Annotated in this window: 10 protein-coding genes and 3 tRNA genes; 4 read left to right on the top strand and 9 right to left on the bottom strand. The window is 38.4% G+C overall.

Annotated features, from left to right (window positions below):
* Nucleotides 1-62: 62 nt before the first annotated feature.
* From AO843_RS18435 to AO843_RS18420, 4 genes are all read left to right on the top strand, one after another.
* Nucleotides 63-137, top strand: a tRNA-Gly gene (locus AO843_RS18435).
* A gap of 10 nt (nucleotides 138-147) precedes the next feature.
* Nucleotides 148-224: transfer RNA gene (locus AO843_RS18430), tRNA-Met, on the top strand.
* 5 nt (nucleotides 225-229) lie between these two features.
* Nucleotides 230-301: transfer RNA gene (locus AO843_RS18425), tRNA-Glu, on the top strand.
* A gap of 154 nt (nucleotides 302-455) precedes the next feature.
* Entirely contained in the window at nucleotides 456-707 is a 252-nt protein-coding gene (locus AO843_RS18420; RefSeq protein ID WP_054612549.1) for a hypothetical protein, read from the top strand.
* An 88-nt stretch (nucleotides 708-795) separates the two neighbouring features.
* On the opposite strand, the gene AO843_RS18415 is transcribed toward AO843_RS18420, so the two are convergent.
* From AO843_RS18415 to mfd, 9 genes are all read right to left on the bottom strand, one after another.
* Nucleotides 796-1,242: a S1 domain-containing RNA-binding protein gene (locus tag AO843_RS18415; protein WP_054612548.1), complete on the bottom strand. Its 447-nt coding sequence runs from the start codon at nucleotides 1,240-1,242 to the stop codon at nucleotides 796-798.
* Between the two features lie 133 nt (nucleotides 1,243-1,375).
* A complete protein-coding gene (locus AO843_RS18410; RefSeq protein WP_054612547.1) occupies nucleotides 1,376-1,780 on the bottom strand; it encodes an FtsB family cell division protein in 405 nt (134 codons plus the stop codon).
* 19 nt (nucleotides 1,781-1,799) lie between these two features.
* Entirely contained in the window at nucleotides 1,800-2,291 is a 492-nt protein-coding gene (gene yabQ, locus AO843_RS18405) for a spore cortex biosynthesis protein YabQ (RefSeq protein WP_054612546.1), read from the bottom strand.
* Complete coding sequence (gene yabP / locus AO843_RS18400; RefSeq protein ID WP_004229167.1) at nucleotides 2,288-2,587, bottom strand: sporulation protein YabP; 300 nt, start codon at nucleotides 2,585-2,587, stop codon at nucleotides 2,288-2,290. Before yabP ends, yabQ begins: the two co-directional genes overlap by 4 nt.
* Before the next feature lie 140 nt (nucleotides 2,588-2,727).
* Nucleotides 2,728-3,018, bottom strand: a complete 291-nt coding sequence (locus tag AO843_RS18395) for an RNA-binding S4 domain-containing protein (protein ID WP_054612545.1) — start codon at nucleotides 3,016-3,018, stop codon at nucleotides 2,728-2,730.
* The gene (gene mazG / locus AO843_RS18390; protein WP_054612544.1) at nucleotides 3,015-4,484 is read right to left on the bottom strand and encodes a bifunctional methyltransferase/pyrophosphohydrolase YabN; all 1,470 of its coding nucleotides are present in this window, start codon (nucleotides 4,482-4,484) and stop codon (nucleotides 3,015-3,017) included. The genes AO843_RS18395 and mazG overlap by 4 nt, the downstream gene beginning before the upstream one ends.
* Nucleotides 4,485-4,493: 9 nt before the next feature.
* Nucleotides 4,494-6,116: a putative polysaccharide biosynthesis protein gene (locus AO843_RS18385; RefSeq protein WP_054612543.1), complete on the bottom strand. Its 1,623-nt coding sequence runs from the start codon at nucleotides 6,114-6,116 to the stop codon at nucleotides 4,494-4,496.
* Between the two features lie 159 nt (nucleotides 6,117-6,275).
* Nucleotides 6,276-6,812, bottom strand: coding sequence for a stage V sporulation protein T (gene spoVT / locus AO843_RS18380; protein WP_054612542.1), 537 nt, complete (start codon nucleotides 6,810-6,812; stop codon nucleotides 6,276-6,278).
* 258 nt (nucleotides 6,813-7,070) lie between these two features.
* The gene (gene mfd / locus AO843_RS18375) at nucleotides 7,071-10,580 is read right to left on the bottom strand and encodes a transcription-repair coupling factor (RefSeq protein WP_054612541.1); all 3,510 of its coding nucleotides are present in this window, start codon (nucleotides 10,578-10,580) and stop codon (nucleotides 7,071-7,073) included.
* Nucleotides 10,581-10,717 lie beyond the last annotated feature (137 nt).

Here is a 10,717-nt window from a genome sequence, read left to right as displayed (position 1 = left end):
ATTAATTTTCTTGACACTAGGGCGAATGGCTTGTATTATTTAACTTGTTGCTTAAGCGACATGCGGAAGTAGTTCAGTGGTAGAACACCACCTTGCCAAGGTGGGGGTCGCGAGTTCGAACCTCGTCTTCCGCTCCATTTTTAAATTGGCGGCCTAGCTCAGCTGGCTAGAGCGTACGGTTCATACCCGTAAGGTCGGGGGTTCGATCCCCTCGGCCGCCACCATAGTAGGCCCCTTGGTCAAGTGGTTAAGACACCGCCCTTTCACGGCGGTAACACGGGTTCGAATCCCGTAGGGGTCATCTCTAATAGGCGCCTCAGAATATAATTCTGAGGCGCCTATTTTTTTCTACAGTTTTATGAGAACTAGAAATACTCGTAAGCTTTGTCTATGTGACTAGGTATGAAATATGGCATACTAAATATAAGATTGTATTTTTAGGAGGTTTATTTTCCTTGGGCTCATTAACGAAGGCTGCTTTAATTTGTGGAAGTGGCTCGATGATTATTCTTATTTCAATACTTATTAATTTACCATTTGTTGTTCAAATAGTATTGCTACTTAGCGGGCTCGCTGTGAGCGTATATGGTGTCTTTTTACTAGTTAAAATGGTTATTCATCCAGTAGAAAAAGTATCCATTACTCCTCCTGACGAAAAAATGGCCACACCAATCAAAAAGAAAAAAGGACCTTCCTCAACTTTATAGGTCCATTAAAAAAAGGGATTAGCTTTTTATCAAAGCTAATCCCAACTCTATTTCATACACTTTTTCTACGATTAAAACAGTCAGCAAACTACCCTCTTCTAGCTCCGCGACCTCCGCGTTTCGACTCTGTTGCACGTTTAAGTGTTGCTAGACGTTCATCACTATCTTTTAAGAAGCGTGCCATTTTTTGCTCGAAATTTTCTTTTGGCTGGTGGCGATCATTGCGATCGTTAGAACGATTATCACGACGTGGACGTGCTGGACGTTCTGGACGTTCTGGACGCTCTGGTCTCTCAGCTTGAGGCTTTGCTTTACGGATTGAAAGACCTATCTTTCCGTCCGCTTCAACATTCATCACTTTTACTTCAACTTCATCTCCAACTTTTAGATGCTCATTGATATCTTTTACATAATTGTCAGCAACTTCACTAATGTGAACTAAGCCTGTTTTGCCATCTGGCAGCTCAACGAATGCTCCAAAATTTGTGATTCCTGTTACTTTACCTTGTACCTTGCTGCCTACTTCAATTGACATAAAAAAAATGCTCCTCCTTAAAAATTAAGCGACTCTTTTGAGCCATGTAATCAATTTAATCAAACTTTTACTGCAATAAGCTTCTCTTTTCATTATATATAACAATAAAAGAGTGTCAACAATACATAGCTTTTCAGTCGTCTTTTTTATCTTCCTTATCTGGAATTATAAAAATAATCTCGCCTTCTTCAGATAAATAATACTCTTTTCTTAATAGTTTTGCGATATATTCATCATCCTGTAATTGTTTGATTTTAAGATTTAAAGAATCTTGTTCCTCTTTCAATTCAGTGAGATGCTGTTTCGCTTCTTCCTTTGATTTCTCTTTTATTGCTAAGGTATCATGTTGATGTGATAGCACATTTAAGAGAAGGGCGATAATAATGACTGGTATAATCGCAAAAAAGACGATACGACGCATTTTACGTTTACGAGCTTGTTGTTTGCGATTTATAGCTTTATCCGTGTTACGGACATAGTCATTATCAAGCTTTGTGAAGTTTTGTTGTTCATCATTTGATGAATGACGTCTAGTCATGCCCGCACCTCCGAAAATTTTATTGTTGCTTTTTATTATACTTCAAATATCGTAACTTTTTTAAAAAAGTGTAGGACAAATACGAATATATTTTGACAAAAGGTCTTATAACAAACATCACTATATTTAATAATATTTGCAAAATATGTCGAATAACAGAGACAATGAGGCGTACGATGAACCAAAAGGGTCTCCATGTAATATTCACCAAAATTCTAGCTATGAAACGTAAAATAGTTTGAAAAAATGACTGATACAAAAAAATTCCGGCTATTTGCGCTAGCGGGTCGTATGCCCGCCAAGCGCCGTCTTTTAGCCAAAATAATAAATAATATGTCAATCCTCCAAGTAGAATCCATGTCATTAATTCAAAAACCATCATCCACTTTCGAAGGCTTGACCTTTTTGGAGTTGAAAAAACAATAAGCCTTACACTATCAATAATGAAACCAACTGCTATACCGCTCAAAACCATGACAATTAATTGAAAGAATTGTTCACTAACAATCATCCAAATAACTTATGAAGGAAACCTTTCGAGAAGCCACTTTCCTCCTCGTCGTACTGTAAGGTTTTTACAGTTCCTTCAAGCGTCAATAATCCTTTATCAACATCTAAATGAACGATATGCAGTTCCTCTCCACGGATTAACAAATGCCCTTGGGACGTCTTAATGAAAAACTCTTCCTGATCAAAGCGTTCAATTGATTTTACAGAAGTCATGTCCATTCTTTTACGATTACGAATCGTTAAAATATGCTCTCCAGATGGAATTGTGTAACGATTACTTTCTTGATGTAGCGTCATTTTTTTCCTCCTTTAGTCGTCCTAGCTTCTGTTCACTTTATGCGGACAACCTTCAAAGCATGACAACTTTATTTATGTTGCGTACTACTTTCATCCATAAATGAAAGGCGGGACAACATTAGAAGGATTAAAAAATTTATTTATTCCTCATCATCAATAAATTCAGGCTCAATTTTTTCTAGTCGTTCTTCTTTTAAAATGGTGAACATTTTGGCTGCATCTTCTTTTTTCACCGTCTCACGTAATTCTTCTACGCGAGCTGTTACTACTTTTTGACCGAAACGGATAGCAAGTTCATCCCCAGCTTTTACTGTACTACTGGCTTTCGCTACCTTCTCATTAATGGTGATACGCCCTTGATCTGCCACCTCTTTAGCTAAAGTGCGGCGTTTTATTAAACGTGAAACTTTTAAAAACTTATCTAATCTCATATTTCTTTCTCCTTTTCTAGTTGCTTGGCTTCATTCCAAAACTCATCTAATTGTTCTAATGTAAAGTCGGTAAATGATTTTCCACTTGCCTTTACTTGAACTTCCACATAGCCGAAACGTCTCGCAAACTTCTCATTCGCATGCAACATCGCCTCTTCGGGAGATAGCTTATAGAAACGTGCTAAGTTCACTAATGTAAATAAGACATCTCCAAATTCATCAAGTCTGGATGTACTTGAGCCATTCGTCACCTCATGGCGAAATTCCTGCCACTCCTCAGCAAATTTATCCCACGCTCCCTCTGCGTCTGGCCAGTCAAAACCTACTTTGGCAGCTCTTTTTTGGTAGTTAAAGGCTGTCTGTAGCGCCGAGGATGCTCTGTACTCATCGTCTAATAAAGGTTTATCGTTAGTGCCCTTTTCTTCAGCCTTAATAGCCTCCCAATTAGCTACAACATCATCTGCATCTTCCACTGCTACATCCCCAAATACATGTGGATGGCGACGAATCATTTTTTCACTAATAGAAGCTAATACATCTTCAAGTGTAAAATAGCCTTGATCTTCTCCGATTTGTGCATGTAAAAACACTTGTAAGAGCACATCACCAAGTTCCTCAATCATCGCAAAATCATCTTCAGCATCTACAGCAGCTAAGTATTCATGAGCTTCTTCGAGTAAATATTTTTTCAAGGACTCATGTGTTTGCTTTTGATCCCATGGACAGCCATTTGGACCCCTTAAAGTTGCAATAATCTGGCGGAATGTTGTCCAATCTCTTAAAGCCCCTTCCTGTGAATTTACAGGTGGCACATAGACAGTTGTTAAATTATTAACTTCTACACTTTGATCGAGTTCATAGAGTGGTACAGTAACAATTCTTTCTTGTGAAGACCCTGCAGCAGTAACTACCGTCACTGGGTACTCATCATCATACTTCTCCATCAAAGTCAGTTTTACTTCTGAGGCACTAAATGTATCGTACACTTGGGCGATTAAGATATGTTGACGCATATTGATGTCATGCATGGAAAAGCTGGTACCATCCAGTAATTGAAAACCTTCAATCGGATCAACTCTCAATGCACCAAATATAGGATCCAAGAAACTTTGGCCCCCTTCAATGACAAGATTGAAAGTTCCCTCATCCGCTGCCTTTACAAGTAATTGCACCGTCTGTTCTGCAACTAATGGGTGACCTGGCACCGCGTACATAATATCCTCATTAGCCGTAGCTATAATAAGCGATTCTGCAATTTCTTCATATACTGGCTGAAATGTATTGTGTTTTTCATATACTTTGTCAAAGCTTTCGAACGTTATACCTTCTGCTGCTAATTCCTCTAGCACTGGGTGATCCACCGTACGAACAAATAATTTCTTAGCAGCCTTCAATTTTCTATAAACACCCATTTGCAGCTGATTAAAATCCCCTGCACCTAGGCCAATAATAGTTAAAGTATTCAATCATTCCACCTACTTCTTTGAATTTAACCATAGTTGGTAAACGGCCATTCTACGTCCGAATGGCAATAAATACCACTCTTTTTCCAATAACACGCGTTTCTTCGCAATAATTGTAAGCAAAACAAACGCCCCTAAACCTACAGCCGTAAATCCTGCTATCACAGCCACTGAACGTGATGACAGTAAATGGCTTAAAAAAGCCGATACAAGCTGTAGCCATACCAATACGACCACCGCCATACTTATTGATGCCATCCCCACTTTTTTATAAAAATCTGAGGATGCTAATTGAATACCAGTCAATGTTTTTAAATAAACAATTAGCAAAAATGCTGTTAATAATAATCCAATATCATTCGCAATGGCCGCCCCCAATACACCAAGCCAGCCAATCAACCGTACATTTAGTATAATTTTTACCACAAATCCTATCATTAAGAATAACGCTGGCCTTTTTAATTTTCCATAACCTTGTAAAATCGCTGTAAATGTAAGAATAATCGACAACGGCACGATTTGGAATACATACACAATCAATACTTCTGATAATGCATTGGTTTTAAAAAGCATTTCATTTAAATAAGGCATAACAAGCATTAGCCCCAGTGAAGCAGCCCACCCAAATAGGACTGAAGCTTTGTACGTTAATTGAATAAATGGAATGGCACTTCGCCCTTCTTGTTTTTTTGATAAATGAGCAACAAGTGGGACAATAGCAAGGGATAATGAGGATGCGATAACAACACCTAGTTGTACAAGAGGCTGTCCACGATCATAAATACCCTTAGTTTCCTTTGCTACTGTAGGAGCCATACCATTGTCTATTAAAAACGAATATATAGTAAAGGAATCAACTAACTGATAACCAAGTAGCAAAAGACCACTCATACTTACACTTAAGCTCAGCCATGTAACTTCTTTAATAATGGGGAAACTTTTGGCCTGGTGTAGACGCAGATGTACACGAAATAGCCCAAAGCGTTTAGAAAAAATATAGACCAGTAATAAAAATGCGGTAATTTCCCCTATTACTGTACCAATAATGGCCATTTTCCCTGCATCATATAATGATTTGGTGGTAGTCATAATGATAAATGTCCCTACTAAAATAACGGTTACCCTGATCGCCTGTTCAAGGACTTGAGCATAAGCAATAGGCTCCATTATTCCTCTAGATTGGAAGCCACCTTTCAAAATCGCCAGCACTGGCATAACCAATACTACAAGAGAGCCTGTACGTATCAACGGTGCCAATTGAACATCACCCATCAACTGGGCTATTTTTTCAGCACCTCCGAATAGGACAGCAAAAAACAACAAGGATAGCACCGTTAAATAACGGAAAACTACACGCATAATAGTGCTTCGTCTTTCATTACGTTCTATTGTATCAACTATGCAATCATTATCTGCAAGCATTTTCGAAACGGCAACAGCAAATCCACTGGATGTCCAAACAACGAAAATCGAAATTACTGGATATACCTGTTGATAGATATAAAATCCTTCATCACCAACTAGATTTTGAAAAGGTACACGGTAAAAAGCACTAAGCACTTTTACAATAAGGGCAGCGATTGTTAATAAGGCCGCTCCCTTCATGTAGCTTTTCATCCCAAAACGTTGTGACATAAATTGCCCTCTTTCCTTCTTAACAATGCCAATAGTATAGCATATCTCAAAAGTTTGACGCGCCAGGCATCACTACTGTTCCTAATTTGACCAATATTTATGTACGCAAAAAAAGTTATTACCTGGCCTAAAAGGTCATCGCAATAACTTTTACATGCATCAACTATTCATTTGTTTTGCTAAGAAGTTTGCAGCTGTTTCCACTACTTTTACTTCTACCTCACCAACAAAATGCACTTTAGATAATACTATAATGCAACCAATTGGATCACCGTTCACCATAATAGGTGTGGCACAATATGATTTTACTTGCTCATATTGTCCAGGAACAATCTCGATGGATGTCTCCATTTTTTCAATTTTTGTAGAGCGCTCTTCCATAAAGCTTTCTGCAAAGGATGTAATACGACGATTAATATATTCCTTTTTACCAATCCCCGCTACTGCAATGACTTCATCACGGTCAGTGACAAATGCTGGTGTTCCTAATGTTTCATATAATGTTTCAACATATTCTCTTGCAAATTCCCCTAAATCGTTAATCGGAGAATATTTTTTTAATATGACTTCACCTTCACGGTCCGTATAAATTTCAAGAGGGTCGCCTTCACGAATACGTAGCGTCCTACGAATTTCTTTTGGAATAACTACACGCCCTAAATCATCAATACGACGAACAATTCCTGTTGCCTTCATTCTTATGCCTCGCTTTCGCTACAATGAAATTTTTTATTCAACTATAGTATGGTTTTTATTTAAGCAATCTATGCAAAAACTGAAGAAAAAGGATTTCACAACCATCAATTTTTTTCAAAAAACTTGTATTACATCAATCAACTCCTTATTAGATTACCCAAGGAATAAGTTTCTATAATTAATTCATAATAAAAAATGTATTGATAAATAAAAAAGGCTGTCCTATCTTTTCTAAAAAGATAAGACTAGCCCTTATAATTATTGCTTCTTTGCTTTATCAATAATTTGCATCAGTTCTTCCAAAATATCGAAGGGTTGATATTTTCCACACTTCCGCTCATCTATCGTTAATTTCAATTGCATGCCATCCATACCAAAGCCAACAGCACGTTCAAATTTCATCGACTCTTCAATAATTTTACTACCATCGACATTTGCTGTTCCTTGTTCAGACAGCAATATTGTCATAAGTTTTTGCTTCTCCTTAACAGACACTACTCCCGCACCTAGTCCCCATACTTTCATTCGTGCTACACGAAGTAAACGCTCTGTCTCAATTGGAAGGTCACCAAATCGATCTTCTAACTCCTCCATGATTTCGCCATACTCCTCCACCTGATCCATCGCTTTAATGCGTTTGTACATTTGAATTTTTTGGTATCCATCAGGGATATAGACGTCAGGAATATACGCATCGACACTCAATAAAATTTCAATTTCAGGTTTTTCTTCTTTTTTCACACCTGTTTGACGCTCCTCAATTGCCTCCTGAAGCATCTGTGAATATAAATCAAAACCAACTGAATCAATAAAGCCATGCTGTTGCGCTCCAAGTAAGTTCCCAGCCCCTCGAATAGATAAATCTCGCATGGCGATTTTAAAGCCTGATCCCAGCTCTGTAAACTCTTTAATGGCTTGCAGTCTTTGCTCTGCTACATCTGTCAATACTTTGTCGCGCTGATACATAAAATATGCATAGGCTACCCTGTTTGAACGTCCAACACGTCCACGCAATTGATAGAGTTGGGCTAAGCCCATTCGATCAGCATCGTGGACAATTAAAGTATTTACATTTGGAATATCTACACCGGTCTCAATAATGGTCGTTGTCACCAGTACATCATAGTCACCTTCTAAAAAGGATAGGATGACTGATTCTAATTCAGACTCTGTCATTTTCCCATGTGCATATCCTATTCGTGCCTCTGGGACGAGCACTTGAATTTCCTCAACCTTTCTAGCCATATCTTCTACTCGGTTATATAAATAAAACACTTGTCCGCCACGTGCCATCTCTCTTTCAATTGCCTCTCGTACTAACGCTCCGCTATGTTCCATCACGTAAGTTTGAACCGGGAATCGATTGGCTGGAGGCGTTTCAATAACAGACAAATCTCGGACGCCTACCATTGACATATGGAGTGTCCTTGGAATTGGCGTTGCTGTTAAAGTTAACACATCGACGTTTGTTTTTAATTGCTTAATTTTTTCCTTATGCGTCACTCCAAATCGTTGTTCTTCATCAACAATTAATAAACCAAGATCTTGGAATATTAAATCCTTGGATAAAATTCGGTGTGTTCCTATAACAATATCGACTTGCCCTTCTTTTAATCCTTTTAATGTTGCAGTTTGTTCTTTCTTTGACCGGAACCGGGATAATACTCCCACATTTATAGCAAAGTCCTGAAAGCGCTCACGAATTGTTTCATAATGTTGCTGAGCCAAGATGGTTGTAGGTACAAGGAAGGCCACCTGTTTACCGTCTTGGATAGCTTTAAATGCAGCGCGAATAGCCACTTCTGTTTTACCATAGCCTACGTCACCACAAACTAGGCGATCCATAGGGCGTTCACGTTCCATATCCCGTTTTACTTCAACAATAGAACGTAGTTGATCCTCTGTTTCTTCATAGGCGAACATTGCCTCAAAATTACGCTGGTCATCATTATCAGGTGTAAAAGCATGCCCTTTTTCAGCTTCCCGCTTCGCGTAAAGCTTAATTAAATCATCGGCAATATCCTGTACAGCAGATGATACTTTGGCTTTAGCTTTTTTCCACTCTGCACCACCTAATTTATGTAGCTTTGGTTCTCGATCCTCTGACGCCACATATTTCTGAATTAAGTCTATTTGCTCTACAGGTACATATAATTTATCGTCTGCACGATATCGAATATGCAAGTAATCTTTATGCGTTCCATTTACCTCTAAAGTTTCTACACCAATGTATTTCCCAATCCCATGGTGGACGTGGACAACATAATCACCTGGTTTAATTTCCGTATAGCTTTTAATACGCTCAGCATTTGTCATTTTTTGTGTACGTGCTTTTTTCTTTGCCTGCTGCTTAAACAATTCATCTTCTGTTACTATTGCTAAACGCTGGAGCGGTAATTCGAAACCACTCGACAATGCTCCACCGACGATATAAATACCAGGTTCTGTGGGCTCACCTATAGCTGTATGGATATCGTACTCTTCCAGCATTTGCTGAACACGTTTCACACGCTCTTTATCCCTTGCTACGATTAGAACTGTAAACTTGCCAAGTAACCAGCGTTCAACCTCACTTTGTAACAAGGACATTTGTCCATGAAATTGCTGCATTGGTTTGCAAGAAAAATTAGTTGTCTTATTGAACGTTATGCCTGAAAATGTTCGTGAAAATAATGAAAAAGAAAGCTTTTGTTGTGACAACATTGCCACTATTTCCTTTAATGTGAAGGCTGGTTTGACATCATGAACCATTTTGCCTTCTTCAATTAATGATAAAAACCATTCATCTTCTTCGCGTTCCCAAGCATCCATAACTTCCTGAATACGTCCAAGCTCATCAAAAAGGACAATACCATCTTGCGCAAAATAATCGCCCAAGTAGGCTGTTTTATCATATAATAATGAACCATATTTATTTACATAATCAGGAAGATTCCCTTGTTGTAACAATTCAATATCATATTGTATATGCTGATACAGAAGTTCCTTTGTCTCCTGCTTTTTTACCTTCTTTAGGCTTGCTGCTAATGCCTTTTCTAAACGGTCTGCCAAATTCTGTCTTTCCAATTTAGTAAGAATGACTTCCGAAGCAGGAAGTATTCGAATTTTTTGTAATTTATCAATAGAACGCTGGTCATCTGCCGAAAATGTTCTTATAGAATCTACTTCCGTATCAAATAGTTCAATACGAATAGGTGATTCTAAATATGGTGGATAAATATCAAGTATGCCTCCACGTAAGGCAAATTCTCCAGGTGTAGTCACCATGGAATTACGCACATAGCCCATTTCAACTAATGTTTGTAGCCATGCATCTACTTCAATTTCATCGCCTACAGTTGTTTGTAAAAAGTAGTGTAGCCAATGTTCCTTCGGCTGCATGATCTTCCTTAAACCTGCAACAGGGATTACGTAAACCGCCTTCTCGCCTCTAGCTAGACAATCAAGTGTTGCGATACGCTCTGCTCGTAACTCTGGAGAGGCCACCGAAAGATCTGCTGCTATAAATTCATCCGCTGGGTAATAATGAACATTTTCTTCACCTAAAAGTCCAGTAAGTTCATCCACCATTTTTTGAGCCTGGAGTAGATTAGGAGAAACAATGTAAATCGGCTTCTTTACATATTCAAATAACGCATCGACCATAACGGGACGTGCGCTTCCTGTTAAACCTGTAATAAGCTGTGATGCAGTTTGACCGCTCTGAATCTCCTGTAAAAATGATGTGATATGTTTATCCTGCGACACAAGCTGTCGTAAAACTTCCACAGTCAAAAGCTCCTTTCAGCATAAAATTCTATTTGTCATTTCTATTATTCTAGTGCTAGTTTACCTATTTTTATTAGCCATTTTACGAAATGGAAAAAGCCTTGAACACACATGAAGTGCGTCAAAGCATCCTTCCA

The organism is Lysinibacillus sp. ZYM-1, from assembly GCF_001308875.1.
GTDB lineage: Bacteria > Bacillota > Bacilli > Bacillales_A > Planococcaceae > Lysinibacillus.
This window is presented reverse-complemented; position numbering and strand designations above follow the sequence as displayed.